This window comes from Endozoicomonas sp. G2_1 (assembly GCF_017744155.1).
Classification (GTDB): domain Bacteria; phylum Pseudomonadota; class Gammaproteobacteria; order Enterobacterales; family Alteromonadaceae; genus JAGHQT01.
The window spans coordinates 217,779-238,011 of the sequence record NZ_JAGHQT010000004.1; the positions used below are offsets into that span (position 1 = coordinate 217,779).

Consider the following 20,233-nt stretch of genomic DNA (forward strand, 5'->3'; position numbering starts at 1 on the left):
AAGCTCCAACTAAGACTAATTTCAAAGCAAGGTTTAGACGATATCCATCAACATATTGCACATGATTGAATCTGTTTAATGTTAATGAGTATTAATATTATCTATTTATTCTTAGCGCATCTTATCAAATCGACTAATAAAGTGTTAATAGTTGACTTAAAAAACTGAGTTAAAAAGTTTACTGCGCAAAGGTTTAATCGATAAAAAGACCAATAGTGTGCTGCACGCATGATTAAAACTACTGGGCAACAAGGCATGGCTGTGCTGCATTTGTTCGCCAATATTAATAGCGAATAAAGTGACTAAGTAATCGAGTAACAAGCCAAAACCTATTGCACTTAAGCCAACACCCACTAAGTACCTGAACAATACTGCTGCGCCCATTTCAGTTTTTATCACACCAAGGGTTGAGATATTAGTCGCAGGTCCGGCCATCATAAAGACTAGGGCAGTCCCGGGTGAAATACCGGCTAAAATAAAACCTGCGGCAATCGGGGTTGAGGCAGTGGCGCAAATATACATAGGAATTGATATCGCAATCATCAGTAGCATTGCCGGTAAGCCGCTGCCGTAGCTTAACAGCAAGCTTTCGGGAATAAAGGTTCTCACTATGGTGGCAAACAACAAACCAATACTAAGCCATAAGATAATATCGTCGACAAGCTTAGTTGCAGCGTAATGCACGCCTTGGCGAGTTTTTTCAAAAACAGACGATGTCTTTACCGTTGGGCTATTGTGCTTAGTTCCACAACAACTGGTTTTTGCCGCTGGTTTAGTTTGCTCTGCCTTTGTCTGTGTACTTGAACAGCAGCTCGATTTAGCCGCAGAAGAAGCGTTTGCTGTTTGTGTTTTAGTGGTTTGAGTTTTAGTAGTTTGTACTTTGGCTGTTGTCACTAATAGACCTGTTAGTATTGCCGAGCTTATCGCGGCTATTGGCCGATAAATCGCAAATAGTGGACCAAGCAGTGCATATGATACAGAAACTGAATCGACCCCTGTTTCAGGTGTTGCCACTAAAAATGAAGATGTTGCTGGAGCCGAAGCGCCGCTGCGTCTTAATTCGGTGGCAACCGGGATAACGCCGCATGAACAAAGTGGCAGTGGCGCGCCAATTAACGCTGCTTTTACTATGGCTAATTTGCCTTGCCCCAAGTGTTTACTCATGAGCTGGCTCGGCAGCCATACTTTCATCAAGCCCGCGATTAATAAACCGAGTAAAAGCCAAGGACTCGCTTCGTTGGTTAAGGTGACTAAATTTTGAATAAAGAGGTAGACGTAATCCAAAACAACTTTTCCACACTATTGGGCGGCAAAAATGCGCGAAGATAATCGCAGAGTATCACAAAAACAGCGTTTTTTGTTGATCCAGTGTGCTAAAAGCCTTGATTAAGTTTTATCCGCTCGCATATTTTATATCGAACAGTATAATAGCGGGATTAAAACAGACTATTTCCTGCTTAGAAAGCCAAAGAGTTGGCACATATCCTTTTGAGTAATTTATGTTTGAAAATTTATCTGATCGTTTAACCAAAACGTTAAAGAATATTAGTGGTCGTGGCCGCTTAACCGAAGACAATATAAAAGATACGTTGCGTGAAGTGCGGATGGCACTTTTAGAAGCCGATGTTGCTTTACCTGTTGTTCGCGAGTTTATCAGCAAAGTTAAAGAACGCGCGGTTGGTCAAGACGTTTCCAAAAGCCTTACCCCTGGCCAAGTCTTTGTCAAAATTGTTCAAACAGAACTCGAATCGGCAATGGGTGAGGTTAACGAAGGCTTAAATTTAAAAGCTGCGCCACCAGCCGTTATTTTGATGGCGGGTTTACAAGGTGCGGGTAAAACAACCTCGGTCGCGAAACTGAGTAAGTTTTTAACCACTCGTGAAAAGAAAAAAGTCTTAGTCGTAAGTGCTGACGTATACCGCCCAGCAGCGATCAAACAACTTGAGACCTTAGCCCAAGAAGTTAACGTTGAGTTCTTCCCAAGTGACATTAAGCAAAAGCCAATTGATATTGTTAACGGCGCGATTGATCACGCTAAAAAGCAATTTTTCGATGTTTTGATTGTCGATACCGCAGGTCGTTTGCACGTTGACGACAGCATGATGGACGAAATTAAACAGCTACACGCTGCGATTAAGCCAGTTGAAACCCTGTTTACCGTTGATGCTATGACAGGTCAAGATGCCGCCAATACCGCGAAAGCGTTTAATGACGCGTTGCCGCTAACAGGGGTGATCTTAACTAAAACTGACGGTGACGCCCGTGGTGGTGCTGCACTTTCAATTCGTCATATTACCGGTAAACCCATTAAATTCTTGGGTGTTGGTGAAAAAACTGACGCCCTCGAAGCCTTCCATCCCGATCGCGTTGCGTCGCGTATTCTCGGCATGGGTGATGTCTTATCGCTTATTGAAGAAGTCGAACAAAAAGTTGATAAAGAAAAGGCTGCTAAATTCGCCAATAAAGTAAAGTCGGGCAAAAGCTTTGATTTAGAAGACTTTCGAGAGCAGTTAGTACAAATGAAAAACATGGGTGGCATGATGGGCTTAATCGACAAGTTGCCGGGCATGGGTAATATGTCGGATCAAATCAAAGGCCAAATGGACGACAAGCTCACGGTTAGAATGGAAGCCATTATTAACTCGATGACACCTGCTGAACGTCAGCGTCCCGAAATTATTAAAGGTTCGCGTAAGCGCCGTATAGCGGCTGGTTCTGGCACGCAAATTCAAGATGTCAATAAACTGATTAAACAGTTTACCCAGATGCAGAAAATGATGAAGAAAATGTCGGGTAAAGGTGGCATGCAGAAGATGATGCGTGGCATGAAAGGCATGTTACCACCGGGCATGGGCGGTGGCGGCGGATTCGGCGGCGGTATGTTTGGCCGATAAGCGCTTATCGTTTAATTGTTCACAAGAAAGCTGTCAGCTACAAATGGAGCTGGCAGCTTTTTCGTTTTAGCGTTTTATTCCTCACTTTTTATTTTCAGCGCTTACTTTTCGCTTTTGTTTCTCCTTCCTGAGTACTAAGTAATTGCTTTACGCCGTAAACCAATTATCTCCTTGCATTTTTACTGGAAAAGCGTAGAATACGCGAGCTTTTCTGTCTGCCTGAGATATTGGTTAGTCAGAAAGTGTCTGGAAAATTCGTTTAACATTAAATATATAGAGGACGGTATGGTTACCATTCGTTTAGCTCGTGGTGGCGCGAAGAAGCGTCCATTCTATCAGGTTGTTGTTGCAGATAGCCGTAACTCTCGCGATGGTCGTTTCATCGAGAAAGTAGGTTTCTTCAACCCTACAGCACAAGGTCAAGCAGAAAAATTGCGTTTAGACCTAGATCGTATCAACCACTGGGTTGGTCAAGGTGCTGGTTTATCTGATCGTGTGGCTAAGTTAGTTAAAGACGCTCAAGCAGCGGCTTAATTGCTTAGTAGTTTTAGGAGTATTTTGTGGCAGATTCAACAATCATTCTCGGTAAAGTAGGCGCTGTTTACGGTATCAAAGGCTGGTTGAAAATAAATTCGTTTACTGAATTTCCTGAAGCAATTTTTGACTACGCCCCTTGGTCATTAAAATTAGGTGGCAAAGAACAATCAGTACAAGTCACTGATTGGCGCAGACACAACAATGGCTTGATTGCCAAGTTTGCTGGTATTGACGACAGAGACCTTGCACAAACATTAGTGAGTGCCGAGATTTTAGTCGACGAGCAAACCTTGCCTGATTTACCTGAAGGTGAATTTTACTGGCGAGACTTAATTGGCATGAAAGTAGTTACCACCAAAGGTTACGACCTTGGTGAAGTAACTGACATTATGGAAACAGGCGCTAACGACGTATTGGTTGTTAAAGCAAACCGAAACGACGGTTTTGGTAAAAAAGAGCGGTTAATTCCTTATCTTTTTGACCAAGTTATCGACTCGATTTGCAAACAAACGAAACAAATTAATGTTGACTGGGACCCAGGTTTCTAGCTTGTGAATGACAGCAAAAAAATGTGGATTGGCGCGATTAGCCTATTTCCACAAATGTTTGATGCCATTACACAATACGGGGTGACAGGCCGAGCGATACGCAATGGGTTAATTGACTTCCACACGTGGAATCCAAGAGACTTTACCCATGATAAACATCGCACCGTTGACGACCGACCTTACGGCGGTGGTCCGGGCATGTTAATGATGGTTCAACCGTTGCGCGATGCCATTAGTGCAGCAAAAACTGCGGCACAAACGGCGGGCAAAAACGCTAAGGTCATATATTTGTCACCACAAGGCAGAAAATTGGACCAAACCGGTGTTAGTGAATTAGCACAACACGACGCGCTGATCTTTATTGCAGGGCGTTACGAAGGAATAGATGAACGGATCATCGAGTCAGATGTTGACCAAGAATGGTCGGTTGGCGATTACGTACTCAGCGGTGGTGAACTACCGGCGATGAACGTAATTGACGCGGTTGCCCGCTTTATTCCAGGAGTGCTTGGACATCAACAATCAGCTGAAGAAGACTCGTTCTCTAACGGCTTATTGGATTGTCCCCACTATACGAGACCTGAAGTATTGGATGACAAATCTGTACCGCAAGTGTTGTTAAGTGGTAATCACGAAAAAATACGCCAGTGGCGCCAATTTCAGTCATTGCAAAGAACGTGGACCAGAAGACCTGAATTATTAACTGACCTAGCTCTGACAGCTGAACAACAGCAGATGCTTGACCAAATTAAAGGCGAGTGTGATGCAGCAGACTGTGAACCCTAGGAAGAAGGTAAATATGAGTAATATTATTAAGCAGCTCGAACAAGAGCAAATGAAACAAGACGTGCCAGCGTTTGCTCCGTCAGACACTGTTGTTGTTCAAGTTAAAGTAAAAGAAGGTAATAAAGAGCGTCTTCAAGCGTTTGAAGGTGTTGTTATTGCTGTTAAAAACCGTGGCTTACATTCGGCTTTCACCGTTCGCAAAATTTCTAGCGGTGTAGGCGTTGAGCGTGTATTCCAGACACATAGCCCATTAATTGACTCTATTACAGTCAAGCGTCGCGGTGATGTTCGTCAAGCTAAACTTTACTACTTACGTGAGCGTTCAGGTAAATCTGCACGTATCAAAGAGAAGTTGGCTAAGAAGTAAGGCTTGCTTTACTATTGCTTTGAAAAAACCAGTTGGCTTGCCAACTGGTTTTTTTATACCCGCTCCTTTGTACATTCAATTTAAAAGCGCTTTTAACAAGTACTTCGTTAACCGGTATTTGGTTATTAAACGTCAAGCCAGCTTTTTTCCATGAATTTAGCTTGTGTGCTATGCCAAAAGTTTCTACCCCCTAGCTAAACTATTAATTACCGAAGCTTTCCCTTTTTTTATATGCTGATTAAATGTCTAGTAAGTAACACCTGTTATTTCGGGACTGAAAATATTAAAAATTATTATAACTAGCTGATTAGTATTATTTTTGAATATCAGCAAATTGTTTCAATTTGGTAGTTTTATGGAAGCTTTAATTACACCGGCTTTGTTGTTTGCACAGGCCGTTATCATGTTCTCTCTTGGTGTTGGGCTAACGCTAGCTGACTTCAAAAGAATCATCGATCGACCTTACGTTTTCGCTATTGGCATTTGTTGTCAGGTTGTTTTTGTCCCACTTTGTGCCTTAGCGATTGTTTATTTATTTAATTTCCCGCCAGTATTCGCCGCAGGCTTAATGATTTTGAGTTTTTGTCCTGGTGGTGTTACCAGTAACATTATCTCCAAGCTATCAAAAGCTGATGTTGCCTTATCAGTATCACTCACTGCCATCGTCAGTGTTATGTCTTTTCTTACCGTACCAGCGTTAGTGTCGTGGGCCATCACTCATTTTATGGGGGAAGACGCCATTGAATTTTCATTTTTCGATTTGAGTATTGTTACTTTTGTTGTAACAACGACACCAGTAGTGCTTGGTGTTGTGTTGCGTCACTACAAGTCAGTATTAGCGATTAAGTTAGAAAGTGTTTTAGAAAAAATTGCTATGGTACTTTGGGTCATCATTGTAGCTCTGGCCGTTGCCAACGTTTTTGAAAGGTTAGTTGCTAACTTTGCTCAAATTGGCACGGGCATTTTGTTAATGCCGTTTGTTCTTGTGGTATTTTCACTAATTACTAGCCGTTTATTTGGACTAGACATTAGAGAGAGCAAAACCTTAGCTGTTGAAAGCAGTATTCAAAACTCACCATTGGCTATCGCTTTGGCTGCCACCATTACCGGCGCAACTGGCTTTGTTGGCGAGCTCGCAATGCCAGCTGCAGTCTACTCAATTACTATGTATTTAGTAGCAATCGTCTTTATTCTATTTTTTAGAAACTGGAACCCTAAATCGGTTGTTGCAACAGCATAAGCAACCAGTTTAATCCGCTTTAACAGATGATTGTTTTTAAGAAGATAAATCTCTGTTAAAGCGCAAATTGTGCTTGAAACACCTATTGTTGAGTGTCAAAGTTGTGACTAAGTTAGCGAAATGACTAACTAATGATAACAATGTAAACGATGCAAGTTGACCAAACAACAGAGAGCAAGCATGAATGAATTAAAGAGCCTGTACCCAGTTTCCTCGCAGGCAAAAGCTAACACTCATATCGATGCGCAAACCTACGAGCGCATGTATCAAGAATCTATCAATAATCCCGACGCCTTTTGGGCTGATCAAGCCAAAGAATTTATCGACTGGTATAAACCTTGGCAGAGCGTCAGTGACGTTGACTACCACAAAGCAGAAATTAGTTGGTTTAAAGGTGCCAAACTCAATGTTAGCTACAATTGTATTGATCGCCATTTACCCGAAAAGGCCAATGATACCGCGATTATCTTTGAAGGTGACGAACCCAGCGATGATTTAACCGTCAGTTACCAAGAACTGCACGATCATGTTGCTCGCTTTGCCAATCTGCTTAAGCAACGAGGTGTTAAAAAGGGCGACCGCGTTTGTATTTATATGCCGATGATTCCTGAAACAGGCTATGCAATGTTAGCTTGTGCTCGCATTGGTGCGGTTCATTCGGTAGTTTTTGGTGGTTTTTCTAGTGAGTCAATTAAAGCGCGGATTCAAGACGCCGATTGTCAGGTCGTGATTACTGCGGATGAAGGTGTGCGCGGCGGCAAGATAATACCGCTGAAAGCCAATGTTGATGCCGCCATAAATGACCTAGATACAGTGCACACTGTTGTTGTCGTTGAGCGCACTGGCGCACAATCGGTCAAAGACTGCTGGCAAGCTGAGCGCGATGTTCATTACCAAGAGGCGATCACCAATTTACCTGCACAGTGTACACCCGAAGTGATGGATGCCGAAGATCCATTGTTTATTCTTTATACTTCGGGCTCTACGGGTAAGCCCAAAGGGGTGTTGCACACGTGCGGTGGCTATATTTTGTATGCCGCCATGACCCATAAATACGTGTTTGATTATCAAGATGGCGAAGTGTATTGGTGTACCGCTGATGCCGGCTGGATAACCGGCCACTCTTATATTTTTTACGGGCCATTAGCCAATGGTGCGACAACATTAGTCTTTGAAGGCGTGCCTACTTACCCAGATGCTGGCCGTTTCTGGCAAGTGTGTGAGAAGCATAAAGTTAATATCTTCTATACCGCGCCAACCGCGATTAGAGCATTAATGAGCTTGGGTGATGAATTAGTTGAACGTTCAGATTTATCGTCAATTCGCTTACTCGGCACCGTTGGAGAGCCAATTAACCCTGAGGCTTGGCATTGGTATTACGAAATTGTTGGAAACAGTCGATGCTCAATCGTTGACACTTGGTGGCAAACCGAAACTGGCGGCATTTTAATTACCTCGCTCCCCGGCGCTGTTGATATGAAGCCCGGCGCTGCAGGTAAGCCATTTTTTGGTGTTCAACCGGCGATACTGTCAAAAGAAGGTGAGTTACTCGAAGGCGAAAATCGCGGCCGCTTAGTGATGACTGGCAGTTGGCCAGGGCAAATGCGCACTGTTTACGGTGACCAACAACGCTTTTACGATACTTATTTTAGTCAATACCCCGGCAATTATTTTTCCGGCGATGGCGTCAAACGCGATAGCGACGGCTTTTATTGGATCACAGGTCGTATTGATGATGTGTTAAATGTCTCTGGTCATCGCTTGGGGACTGCTGAAATCGAAAGTGCCTTAGTGTTACACCCAGCTGTTGCTGAAGCTGCGGTGGTTGGTTACCCCCATGAAATCAAGGGGCAGGGTATTTACGCTTATATTTCTTTGATGAACAGTGCTCATGAGTCAGATGACTTAATCACCGAGCTACAAGAGTTTGTCGCTAAAGAATTAGGTCGTTTTGCTAAACCTGACTACATTCAATATGCACCGGGCTTGCCTAAAACACGCTCGGGCAAAATTATGCGTCGCATTTTGCGCAAAATTGCTGAAAATGAATTAGAAAACTTAGGTGATACTTCAACCTTGGCGGACCCAGCTGTAGTTGAGCACTTAATTGACAATAGAATTGTTCACCAATAAGTGAACTAGGTTTTGGCTTAACTTTATTTGGAACAAGGTAATGAAAAATAAAAGGTTTTTATTGTCAGCGTTATTTTCAGGAATTACTGCGCTAGCACTTTTTGCTTGTAGTAATCAAACTCAGCAAGCTGGACCAAAATTGGCGGAGCAGGGCGGAGTTTTGACCTTGTTTAATGGCGAAAATCTCAGCGGGTGGCGTCAGCAAGGTGATGTTCAGTGGTTAGTGAAAAACGGCGAAATAACCACTAATGAGGCTGGTGAAAAAGGCTATTTGATCACGGATAAGGCTTACCGAGATTTTGAATTGAGTCTAGAGTTTTGGCCAGATGCCGAAGTCAATTCAGGTGTTTTTATTCGCTGTGGCAGTATTGACAGGCTAAGTGCTGATGGCTGTTTTGAGCTCAATATTTGGGATCAGCACCCTAACCAAAAAAATCGCACAGGCGCTATTGTTAAGCTGGCAACGCCGTTAGCCAAAGTAGAAACGCTAAACCAGTGGAATCAATATTTGATTATTGCGCAAGGCAATCGTATTCAAGCTAAAATTAATGGCGTATTGGTGGCCGATTATCAAATTAAAGATAATATCAGGGCTAAGCGCGGTTATGTCGCACTGCAACGCTTTAAACAGGGAATGATTAAGTTTCGCAATATTGAACTTACGCCGCTTACTCCATAATCTAACGCACATTAGCCATGTACCACCGATGACGTAATGATTATTTCAGCATAGTTTGAGTACAGTTTGATGAAAAACGCATAAGCTCCTTATGCGTTTTTTTTATTTTTAGGGGCTTTATTTGGTGTGTTTGTTATAGTTTAAAAAACACTCTTTGTCATTGTTTTATGTTTATCATAATGATTTATAAGAATTTTTGTCTTTATTGAACTGGGTTGTAGTTTTGTGTTGTCACAAAAGTGTCATCTATATGCGATACAATCCTCTGATTAACTTACCATTGCTAATTTTATCATTTTCGTTATTAAGGCTTACTTGTGACTCTAAGGTCAGGTTCAGCAAAATCTCGTTTGCTGAAAAACAAACTCGCGCGCTATTTTATTACCCTTGGCGGGGTTGGTGTGCTGTTTACCTTAGTATTTATCTTCTTGTATTTGCTGTACGTGATTAAACCGATTTTTGACGATGTTGAGGTTGACGCGCTTGCTTCCATCCTGGTTAATAACGACAGCACTAGCCAAGTTAATCATACTAATAGCTCAATAGCATTTATTGGCTTGGACGAATATCAACAAGTCGCTTATCAAGTCAGACAAAATGGACAAATAGACTTTTATCAACTTGTTGATTCTGACTTTCATCGCTCTGGCACCAACATATTGTCGAGCTCGTTAGCGGGTAATGAGCCGCTTGCCGTCAATAACAATCCTGTTGTTGATATTGTGCGTTCAGCAAACAATAAATTTGCCTTGCTCAATAGCGATGGCCAAGTCAATTTAGTCGATGTAAAGTTCATTAGCCGATATCTTGCCGACAGCCAAGAAATACAGCCTAGGCTCGATTATCCTATTGGCAAGCAAGGTTTTGATCTTGTGCCAAATCAGGCCAAGGTTGAGTTGTTCAGTTATGCAACCGAGCAAGGTCGCTCTCGCTTTGTCACACTAACGTCAGACAAGCGCTTAGTTGTTACCACTATTTCAAAAAAACAAAAACAAAAACAAAAACAAAAACAAAAGCAACCTGCTGCAGGCATCACTGCACTTAATATTCGTTATCACGAGCTAGCGAAAGAAGTGAATGCTGATCAGCTATTAATTACCCCTGATTTAAGTTTGGCGATTGTGCGCGATCACAACCTTGTGTCGGTGTATCGGCTTAATGATTTAGCCGAGCGCCGCCAAATGCTGAACGAATCGAGCGAATCAAATACAGCAAGTATTCTTTCTTCTGAAAATAGTGCGGCGGTTGAACTCAGTGCTGATATTGAGCGTTATAATCGCGAGTTCCTACACAGTCAGTTTCAACCGTTCAGCAGTTTGACTGATAAAGCAAATATCAGTGCCATGAGCTTGTTGTCGGGCAGTAGCTCAATCTTATTTGGTTCAAGCAAGGGTGAGGTAAGTCAGTGGTTTGAAGTCATGACCTCACGCGGTCGCGTATTCAAAGAAATACGCCAGTTCGACGTGGGCGATAATGCCATTGTCGCGATTTACCCTGAGCTGTTTCGCAAGAGCTTTTTCACTCTTGATAGCGAGCAAGACCTCGGTATTTTTTACACCACCAGTGAGGCGGATCTTTGGCGTGGTAAAGTTGCTCAACAAACGTCACTGGCGATCGCCATTTCACCACGTGCCGATGCCTTGCTAGTGAGTGAACTGTCTGAGCAAGGTGGAAGCCAATTGACCTTGTTTAGCGTTGATAATCAGCACCCAGAAATCACATGGCGAGCACTGTGGCAACGCGTTTGGTATGAAGACTATCCAGAGCCCGCTTATGTTTGGCAGTCAAGCTCAGGTTCAGACGAGTTTGAAGCCAAGTTTTCACTGGTGCCCATTTCATTTGGTACCATAAAAGCAGCGTTTTACGCGATGATTTTTGCGATTCCAATTGCGATTACCGCCGCTATTTATACTGCTTATTTTATGCCGTCGAAGTTGCGTCGTAAGGTCAAGCCAACTATCGAAATGATGGAAGCATTGCCAACGGTGATACTGGGCTTTTTAGCAGGCCTTTGGTTAGCGCCAATTATTGAACAATACTTAGCAGCAGTTTTGTTGCTGCTGATTATTCTGCCGATTACCGTATTACTGGTAGCTTTTGGTTGGCATAAGTTACCGAAAGATTGGAAATTAATGCTACCAGAGAGCTGGTCGCCGTTAATTCTTATTCCGTTTATTATCTTAGTGAGCGTTTTTGCCTTTAAATTTTCATCAACATTTGAAGCTTGGTTCTTTGCCGGCGACATGCGTTTATACGTCACTGAATACTTAGGCATCGACTACGATCAGCGCAATGCCTTAGTGATAGGTATTGCGATGGGTTTTGCTGTTATTCCAACCATCTTTTCGATTGCTGAAGACGCTATTTTTAGTGTTCCGAAACACTTAACTAGCGGCGCTTTGGCGTTGGGCGCGACACCTTGGCAAACCTTAATTACAGTGGTGCTGTTAACTGCAAGTCCGGGCATTTTTTCCGCGATTATGATGGGCTTAGGGCGTGCCGTTGGTGAAACCATGATTGTCTTAATGGCAACCGGTAACACACCAATTCTCGACTGGAATATGTTGCAAGGTATGCGCACCTTAGCAGCTAATATTGCGATAGAAATGCCGGAATCAGAAGTCGGTAGTTCTCATTATCGAGTGTTGTTCTTAGCGGCCTTTGTTTTGTTCGTTTTCACATTTATCTTCAATACCTTAGCCGAACTGATTCGTCAGCGGTTAAGAGATAAGTACAGTTCGTTGTAGGGGATACTGATGCAATCTTGGTATAAATCAGGTTCTCCTTGGGTTTGGCTATCAGCCGCTGGTGTTAGTTTTAGTTTGATTGCCGTGCTTGGCTTATTATGGCTAATAGCCTCTCGCGGATTGTCATACTTTTGGCCGGCAGAGGTCTATCAATTTGACTTTACCGATGAGCAGGGCCAAACACAAAGTGTTATCGGTGAAATATACGACCGTGAACAAGTGCCATATGCGCAAGTCGCTCATTTGAATTTACCGTTTTTATCGTCAGAATCTGCCGATTCTGAACAGGCTAGCGGGGAACATTTAACTAACGAGCAGCAAACGCTTGAACGCATATTAATTAAAACCGGCAATCGCGAGTTAACCAATTTAGACTTTCGCTGGTTGTTCCAAGGCTCGATTGTCAAACAATCGAGCCCTGAGCACATCGCAGTCATTGAAAGGCGCAAAAACGGCGACTTTTACGGTTTTATCGACGCTATTGTGTCCGGGGGGCAAGTTGTTGAACTCAGTCAATTGCCCTTGTTGTTGGCAAGGGCGAGAAATTTACAACAGCAAGTTAAAAAATTAGAGCGCGGTGAAATTCGTTCAGTTAACTTTGAGCTGGAACGCTTGCGTTTGCATGAGCGTAAATTGCTGATGAAAAATCAGCTTGACCAGAATACGCAACAAGAGATTAATCAGCAAAGAGCGGTGCTTGAGCAAAACTATCGCGCCTTTGAACAGTCTCTCAATAGCGTACGTGAGCAATTGATGCGTGACCAAATTATTGTCACCGCAGCCAATGGTCGACAAGTGAGTTTAGATTTTGCCGATATTTTGCAAATTACCTACAACAATCAACTCACGACGTTAGATAAAGTCGGCTTGTTCCTTAAACAGCTAGCTGTTTTTGTCAGTGATGAGCCACGAGAAGCCAATACCGAAGGCGGCGTTTTTCCTGCTATTTTTGGCACTGTGTTAATGGTGTTATTGATGACCATTATCGTCTCGCCTTTTGGTGTGGTTGCCGCGATTTATTTGCACGAATACGCAGGTAAAAACACCTTTACTCGAGTGATTCGGATAGCGGTTATCAACTTGGCCGGTGTGCCGTCGATTGTCTATGGCGTTTTTGGCCTTGGCTTTTTTGTCTATTTAGTCGGTGGCTCAATTGACAACTTATTTTTTGGTGAAGCCTTGCCAGCCCCGACATTTGGCACACCAGGAGTACTGTGGTCGGCGGTGACATTAGCCATTTTAACCTTGCCTGTGGTGATCGTCTCGACAGAAGAAGGTTTAGCGCGCATTCCTTCGTCACTTCGCCACGGTAGTTTAGCGTTAGGGGCGACTAAAGCAGAAACTCTATGGCGAATTATTTTACCCATTGCCAGCCCGGCGATTATGACCGGCATTATTTTGGCAATCGCTCGCGCAGCAGGTGAAGTCGCCCCTTTGATGTTGGTTGGTGTGGTGAAAATTGCCCCGAGTTTGCCGTTAGACGGTGATTTCCCGTTTTTGCATTTAGAGCGCAAATTTATGCACCTTGGTTTTCACATTTACGACGTTGGTTTTCAAAGTCCAAATATTGAAGCGGCGCGGCCGTTGGTTTACGCAACCGCCTTGTTATTGGTGTCAATCATTGTGGCACTGAACGTTGGTGCGGTGGCGATACGCAACCGACTGCGTGAGAAGTATCGAGCCCTAGAGCAATAGCGTATCAAAACCACAGGCCATTATTACAATAGGCCGCTAGTACAATAAGCCACTAGTGCCGTAAACTAACAGGATAACAGCCGCTAAGTCATACTAACGAGACTTAACGATTTTAGTAACAGGTAAGCGAAATAAATGAACTCAGCTAACTCAGTCAGTATAACAGCAGCTAATAGCACAACTGCTAATGCGACAGAGCAAATCGCGTTAGAAATAGACAAGCTGAATTTGTTCTACGGTGAAAAGCAAGTGTTGCGCGATATTTCGATGTCGATCCCAAAAGGGCAAGTAACCGCCTTTATCGGGCCGAGTGGTTGCGGTAAATCAACACTGTTGCGCTGTATTAATCGGATGAACGACTTAGTTGATGATTGTCGAGTGGAAGGCAAGATTAACCTTTATGGTGACAATATTTATCATCGCCACGTTGATGTTGCTGCGCTGCGTCGCCGGGTTGGTATGGTGTTTCAAACGCCAAACCCGTTTCCCAAGAGTATTTATGAAAATGTCATCTATGGTTTGCGCATTACCGGGGAAAAAAATCGCCGTGTTTTAGACCAAGTGGTTGAAAAGTCATTGCGTAGTGCGGCATTATGGGATGAAGTTAAAGATCGATTACACGAAAGTGCACTGGGTTTGTCTGGAGGTCAACAGCAGCGTTTAGTGATAGCGCGAGCGATTGCGATTGAGCCTGAAATACTCTTGCTCGATGAACCAACATCGGCGCTAGATCCTATTTCAACTTTAACGATTGAAGAATTGATCAACGATCTGAAAAAGCAGTTTACTGTGGTAATAGTTACCCACAACATGCAGCAAGCTGCCCGTGTTTCCGACCAAACCGCGTTTATGTACATGGGCGATTTGATTGAATACAGCGATACCAATACGCTGTTTACGACACCAGTAAAAAAACAAACAGAAGACTATATTACCGGCCGCTACGGATAGGTTTGGCCAGAGTTGAAGTAAGCAGGGGAAGTTATGGATAATGCAAATATTGGCCGTCATATTTCCGGCCAGTTTAATCACGACTTAGAAAATGTGATTAATCAAGCTATGCATATGGGAGGCTTAGTTGAAAAGCAACTGAGTGACGCCTTAAAATCAATTTCACAAGCCGATCGAGAGCTTGCCCAACAGGTACTGCAGAACGATTATCAAATTAATAAGCTCGACGTCAGTATTGACGATGAGTGCACCCGTATTATCGCTAAGCGCCAGCCAGCAGCGGGTGATTTGCGTTTGATTATGGCGATTGTTAAAACTGTCGCCGATTTAGAGCGCATTGGTGACGAAGTCGAACGTATTGCGCAGGTTACGCTAGAAAGCCTATCGGGGCCACAACGAGACTTACTACTCAGTGTTGATGATTTAGGTCACGAAGTACTGGCACTTTTGCAATCAACTTTAAATGCCTTTACCCGAATGGATGTTAAAGCCGCATTAAAAGCCCATAAAACTGACGAAAAAATAGATCAGTCATACGAAATATTAATGCGTCAGTTAATGACTCATATGACAGAAAATCCGAGCTCAGTACCTCAGCTGATGACGGTAATTTGGGCAGCGCGAGCACTCGAGCGCATTGGTGACCGTTGTCAAAATATCTGTGAATACATTATTTACTTCGTCAAGGGCAAGGTTGTTCGTCACACCAGTGCAGAAGATATCAAAAAACTGATTTAATACTTTTGTTGCTGTGGTAGGAGTCATTTAATGTCATCAAAACTGAGACTACTGTGGTCGGCTATTGTCGCTTTTGCTTTTTATTTTGCTTGGGCCTATTGGGCAAACAATATTGACGGTGTTGAGCAAAGCATGGTGCTGCGCTCGGCTATTGTTCAAGGCAGCTTTAGTGCAACAGTGACCTTATTGTTTACCCTTGGCCTTGAAAAAGCGGTAGCAAAGTTTGGTGGTAATTGCTTTTCACTGGTTTTTATTGTGCCAGTGTTGTGCTCAGTGCATTCTAAAACTCGCCACAATCTAGCGATTTTGAATACCTTTAATGAAGCACTCGATGTTTCTGCCGGATATTTAAAAGGTAAGTGCGTCGCAGGTACCTTGCTTGCGCCTTTGGTACCGCTATCAGTACAGGCGTGTTTAGTAATTTTAGTCAACGTAATTAACCAAACGCCAAACCTATGGCTAACCGTTGCGCCCAGTATCTTTTTTAGTGGCCTGTACGGTTACAGTTATACGTTCACATTGTTGAAACAGCGCGGTGAGTAGTCGCTTTAGCTAAAACTCATGTAAATAAAGTGTTTAAAATAAAAAGCTGAGAGTAAGACGATTATGCTTATACTCTCAGCTATCTCGCACCATTGATTCGACGACTAATTCAGCTTAGCAACCAAGGTTTTATCAATCCGCACTTTTTGACCGGCTTGCAGACGCTCAGCACCTCGAACAATTACCGTGTCACCAGGGTTGACATTGCCCGATACCGCAACCCAATCGCCAACACCTTGACCAACTAATACACTGACTTTTTGTGCTTGTTCTTGTTGGTCAACAGTGAGTACATAAATATCTTGTTCTCGCAAAACCAAAGCATCTCGAGGCACTAAGGTTGCTTGCGTCGGTCTTTGTTTTGGCAAGGCAACAGTCACCGCTGAACCTGTCAGTAAAGGCAAGTTATCGGCAGCGAGGCGAACATCAAAGGTACGAGAGTTTTGCTCACCAGCTTGGCTCCAAGTCCGTATTGGCAGCTCAATTAACCGATCTTCTGATTTCATCAAGACTTTGTTGGCGCTTTTTAGATATGGCGCAATCGACAGCGGCGCGGCAATTCTGATATCTAGATGTTTGGTGTCGACTAATTGCAATAATGGGCGACCCGGGCTGACTAATTCACCTAAATTGGCAAAGCGTTGGCTAATGTTGCCAGCAAATGGTGCCTTGATTGTCGATTTCTCGATATCGAGTTTGGTTTGCTCTACCAGCATAGTTAACGCTGTTACTTCGTTTTGGGCTACCGCTAAGTCCTTTTCAATTCGCTCTAACTCGCTTAAAGCGGTGTTATTGGTTTGATTGAGTGCCGACATCCGCTTTTTTTGTTTGGTTAAATAGGCCACTTCAGCTTGTTGTTGTTTCACTTGCGCTCGCTGGCGATTGAGCTGCAGTTTTAACGAGCGGTTATCTATTTTTGCAATTACTTGCCCTTGTTCTACTTGGCTTCCTATTTCTTCTAGCCACAGTAACTGCCCCGTTTGTTCTGCTGAAATCGGTGTGTTAGCGCGGCTAACAACATTACCGGGTAGCCAAATGCTTGGGCTAACTTCTTGTTGTTTGGCGGTTTCGACACCGACCAATTGACCGGGTGTTGCCTTGTCTGATTGCTCAGCAGCCAGTGCCGGCTGGTAAATACTGCTACTGGCAATAACCACAATGGCAGCTTTGATTAATTTATTCATGATTTTTCCTTACTGTAAGTATTTTTAGTGGTTATTGGTCAGTAACAGCTTTGTTACTTGCTGGTACAAGTGCCGATTCACCCGGCGCTATAGCTTGTTTAGTGAAGCCAAAGTCTCGTTGTGATAAGCGCAGTAAACACGGCAGTAAAATAATGGTGAACAAAGTGCTTACCGCCAAGCCACCAACAATCACCGCCGCCAAACCGCGATAGATAACACTACCTGCGCCCGGCATCAGGAGTAGCGGCAACATGCCAAAAAAGCTAGTTGCTGTACTCATGAAAATAGGGCGTAGACGCAGCTTTAAAGCATTTTCAACAGCTTGTGCCCGGCTATTACCAGCAAGCTCTGACAACCGCGTTTGATGCACTAATAAAATGGCATTGTTAACCACTAAACCGAGCAGAATGACAAAGCCAATCATGGTTAATAGATCAAGCGGCTGAAAAACAAAGAGATTGAGAATTTGTAGCGCTAAAATACCGCCAACCGTTGCCAGTGGAATGGTAATGATAACCAGCGCGCTGTCTTTAACTGATTTAAACAAGGCCGCCATCAGCAAGAATAAAATGACTAAAGCAAATGCGAAATTTTCACCCATGACTTTAATCGCTTTGGCAAGCTGATCGGCACTGCCGCCGTATAAAATGTTACCGTCGTCTGGCAATGCGGCTCTGAGTTTAGGTTCAACTTCTGCTTTTAATACGTTAATGGTTTCTTCCAAAGACCAACCTTGTGGTGGGTTAACATTGAGGCGAATGGTTCTATTACCGTCAACTCGGGTTAGTCGGCTTGGGCCAACAGTGCGTTGAATATCGACCAACTCCGACAATTGCGTGATGCTATTGTTGGCTGTGACTAAAGGCACATCATTGAGGTTGTCGGGCGTATCCCAGCGATCTGAGCGCAAGATCATATTCATGCGTTTGTTGCCATCAAAGTATTCGCCGACAAATAATCCATCACCGAGCGTGCGTACCACTTGGCCAAGTTGGCGACGATTCCAACCTTGTTCCAAAATATTGTGATCGTTGGGGAAAAGGCTGAGCTCTGGTTCAGACATTTCTGTGCCTGGGTTTGCTTGTACTTGAGCCTCGGGAATTGCCTCTCGTACCCAAGCTAAGCCTTGTCGAGCAGCACCTTGTAATGCTTTGGTGTCTTTGCTTTGCAACAGTATTTGAACTTGGCGGCCACCGCCAAAACCACCGAATAAATTGCCTTGAAAAGCAAACGCTCGGGTGTCAGGTAAGTCGACTAAAACTTCGTTGCGGACAATTTCTAGCAACTCGTCAACGCGATCTTGATCTTTAACACGGACGCCTAAATTTCCGCCAAATGGACCAGTGAACATGTAGTAGTTTTTCAGCGCAGGTTCTTTTTCTCCACTCATGTATGGCTGTAAGCGCTCGACGATGGGCTTCATAATATCTTGTTCAATGGTTTGAATACTGGCGCCAGGAGGGAACTGAATATTCGCGTCAACCGCGTCGCGCTTGACCGGTGGCAAGTAATCGAGTTTTGGCATCGCAACATAAGTAATAACTACGGGAAGGGTTAATAGTGTCACCGCCATAACTAAGCGTTTTTTGCTGGTACTGGTTGCAAACATCACAAAGCGCGTGATTGACTGCCACGCTTTTTGGTTGGGATCTTCTGCTTTTGGTTGGCTTAAAAACTGTTTGGCTAGCACGGGTAACAATACCGCGGCCACTAACAATGAGATAGAAACTGCGATAGCTATCGTTAGTGCCAAGTCACCAAAGAGCTGGCCTTCAATATCTTTTAAGAAAAATACCGGTAGAAAAATCGCAACTGTGGTCGCGGTCGAGGCCAGTAACGCGCCCCATACTTGACTCGCACCTTGCTCTGCGCTGTCGTGATTATCAAGACCTTGGTCGTCGCGCAGTCGTAATATGTTTTCTAGCACGACAATAGCAGCATCGAGTACCATACCAACGGCAAAGGCAAGACCGGCTAATGAAATCACATTCAGTGAACGGCCGGTGATTTCAAGTACAACAAAGGTACTAAGTAGGCTCAGCGGGATGGCGGTTGCAATAATTAGTGTTGCTCGTGCGCGGCGGATAAAAAACCACAATACTGACAATGATAAAATAACACCGGCGAACAAATTACTGGTCACCAGATTTATTGCGCGATAGATAAACACCGAGGCGTCAAAAGATTGCACCATGACCAGTTTTTTCTCTGCTAGTAAGTCTTGGTTGATCAGGGCAACTTCATTTTTGACTCGGTTGAGGGTTTCAAGCACGTTCGCACCGTTAGCTCGGTCGATGCGCATTGAAAACGCTGGGTTGCCATTTTGCACCGCGAGGTTTTGTTTATCACTGCGCTGAACTTGCACCGTCGCGATATCGCTGAGACGAATGTTACGGCCATTACGGGCAGTTAAAATCAAATTTTCAAGCTCGTTAACCTTGTATTTGCCATTAAAACGCAGGGTGTATTGGCGACGGCCAACATCAATAAAACCACCTGATACATCATCCGACGCTGAGACCAAAGCGATAAGATCTGAGATTTCAATGCCGTAGTTAGCCGCTTTAATTGGATCGTAACGGATTTGTAATTCTTCGCGATTCTGATCGTTGAAGGTTTGCACACTAGAAACCCCTTCAATCGCCTCTAGCCGCGGTCTAATGGTGTCATTGGTGAAATCGATGTAATCGTCGATGCTTTTCTCGTTTCCTGGCAGCGCTTGCAAAAAGAAAAAGGTTAGCGCCGGCGTGCCACCGCCAAAACCGCCTAACATAATACGTGGCGGTCTTGCATCACGCGGCAAGTTGGGGACACGAGTCATCCGGCTAATCACTTCTATTAGTGTTTGCTCCATATTGGTGTCAACGCCAAACTCTAAGTTGATAAACGCGTTGCCACTGTTGGCAAACGCATTGAGCGACACCAAACCCGGTATGCCTTTGAGCACTTGCTCTTGCGGTTCAATAATCTCTGATTCTATTTCCTGCGGAGATGCCGCGCGCCAGAAAGTTTGAATGGCAATTCTTGGGCGTTCTATGTCAGGAAATAGTTGAACGGGCAGTTTTATTAAGCTTAATACGCCAAGTAACAATATTAGCGCAACGCCAACGGCGACAGCTGCAGGGGATTTTAGTGCGGTTTGTGTAAGTTTCATGTCGGTGACTTATCAGTATTTTTGAACAAGCCTAGCA

16 protein-coding genes are annotated in these 20,233 nt (G+C 43.9%); 13 read left to right on the plus strand and 3 right to left on the minus strand.

What is annotated here, in order from left to right; all coding sequences use genetic code 11:
* Window positions 1–156: 156 nt before the first annotated feature.
* Window positions 157–1,284 carry an SO_0444 family Cu/Zn efflux transporter gene (locus tag J7384_RS07690; protein ID WP_247741682.1) on the minus strand — a complete coding sequence of 376 codons (1,128 nt, stop codon included), beginning with the start codon at window positions 1,282–1,284 and terminating at the stop codon, window positions 157–159.
* A gap of 215 nt (window positions 1,285–1,499) precedes the next feature.
* Here J7384_RS07690 and ffh point away from each other — a divergent pair, with 215 nt between their 5' ends.
* The 13 genes from ffh to J7384_RS07755 all read left to right on the plus strand — a co-directional run bounded on the left by ffh (window position 1,500) and on the right by J7384_RS07755 (window position 15,858).
* Window positions 1,500–2,894 (plus strand): signal recognition particle protein, encoded by a 1,395-nt coding sequence (gene ffh / locus J7384_RS07695; protein WP_209112699.1) that lies wholly within the window; start codon window positions 1,500–1,502, stop codon window positions 2,892–2,894.
* Window positions 2,895–3,179: 285 nt separating this feature from the next.
* Window positions 3,180–3,428, plus strand: a complete 249-nt coding sequence (gene rpsP, locus J7384_RS07700; protein ID WP_044835858.1) for a 30S ribosomal protein S16 — start codon at window positions 3,180–3,182, stop codon at window positions 3,426–3,428.
* Between the two features lie 26 nt (window positions 3,429–3,454).
* A complete protein-coding gene (rimM, locus tag J7384_RS07705; RefSeq protein ID WP_209112701.1) occupies window positions 3,455–3,979 on the plus strand; it encodes a ribosome maturation factor RimM in 525 nt (174 codons plus the stop codon).
* Window positions 3,980–4,000: 21 nt separating this feature from the next.
* A complete protein-coding gene (gene trmD / locus J7384_RS07710) occupies window positions 4,001–4,765 on the plus strand; it encodes a tRNA (guanosine(37)-N1)-methyltransferase TrmD (RefSeq protein WP_209112824.1) in 765 nt (254 codons plus the stop codon).
* A 13-nt stretch (window positions 4,766–4,778) separates the two neighbouring features.
* Complete coding sequence (gene rplS / locus J7384_RS07715; protein WP_209112703.1) at window positions 4,779–5,132, plus strand: 50S ribosomal protein L19; 354 nt, start codon at window positions 4,779–4,781, stop codon at window positions 5,130–5,132.
* Window positions 5,133–5,487: 355 nt separating this feature from the next.
* Entirely contained in the window at window positions 5,488–6,372 is an 885-nt protein-coding gene (locus J7384_RS07720; protein ID WP_209112705.1) for a bile acid:sodium symporter, read from the plus strand.
* 180 nt (window positions 6,373–6,552) lie between these two features.
* Window positions 6,553–8,505, plus strand: coding sequence for an acetate--CoA ligase (gene acs, locus J7384_RS07725; RefSeq protein ID WP_209112707.1), 1,953 nt, complete (start codon window positions 6,553–6,555; stop codon window positions 8,503–8,505).
* A 40-nt stretch (window positions 8,506–8,545) separates the two neighbouring features.
* Window positions 8,546–9,184, plus strand: coding sequence for a DUF1080 domain-containing protein (locus J7384_RS07730; protein ID WP_209112709.1), 639 nt, complete (start codon window positions 8,546–8,548; stop codon window positions 9,182–9,184).
* Between the two features lie 317 nt (window positions 9,185–9,501).
* Window positions 9,502–11,931 (plus strand): ABC transporter permease subunit, encoded by a 2,430-nt coding sequence (locus J7384_RS07735; protein ID WP_348523854.1) that lies wholly within the window; start codon window positions 9,502–9,504, stop codon window positions 11,929–11,931.
* Window positions 11,932–11,940: 9 nt separating this feature from the next.
* Window positions 11,941–13,626 (plus strand): phosphate ABC transporter permease PstA, encoded by a 1,686-nt coding sequence (pstA, locus tag J7384_RS07740; RefSeq protein WP_209112711.1) that lies wholly within the window; start codon window positions 11,941–11,943, stop codon window positions 13,624–13,626.
* Between the two features lie 135 nt (window positions 13,627–13,761).
* The gene (pstB, locus tag J7384_RS07745; RefSeq protein WP_209112713.1) at window positions 13,762–14,577 is read left to right on the plus strand and encodes a phosphate ABC transporter ATP-binding protein PstB; all 816 of its coding nucleotides are present in this window, start codon (window positions 13,762–13,764) and stop codon (window positions 14,575–14,577) included.
* A gap of 33 nt (window positions 14,578–14,610) precedes the next feature.
* Window positions 14,611–15,315, plus strand: a complete 705-nt coding sequence (gene phoU / locus J7384_RS07750; protein WP_209112715.1) for a phosphate signaling complex protein PhoU — start codon at window positions 14,611–14,613, stop codon at window positions 15,313–15,315.
* Between the two features lie 30 nt (window positions 15,316–15,345).
* Entirely contained in the window at window positions 15,346–15,858 is a 513-nt protein-coding gene (locus J7384_RS07755) for a hypothetical protein (protein WP_209112717.1), read from the plus strand.
* Window positions 15,859–15,962: 104 nt separating this feature from the next.
* Here the strand turns inward: J7384_RS07755 and J7384_RS07760 are convergent, their stop codons facing one another.
* Complete coding sequence (locus tag J7384_RS07760; protein WP_209112719.1) at window positions 15,963–17,042, minus strand: efflux RND transporter periplasmic adaptor subunit; 1,080 nt, start codon at window positions 17,040–17,042, stop codon at window positions 15,963–15,965.
* 31 nt (window positions 17,043–17,073) lie between these two features.
* Window positions 17,074–20,196, minus strand: a complete 3,123-nt coding sequence (locus J7384_RS07765) for an efflux RND transporter permease subunit (protein WP_209112721.1) — start codon at window positions 20,194–20,196, stop codon at window positions 17,074–17,076.
* Window positions 20,197–20,233: the final 37 nt, after the last annotated feature.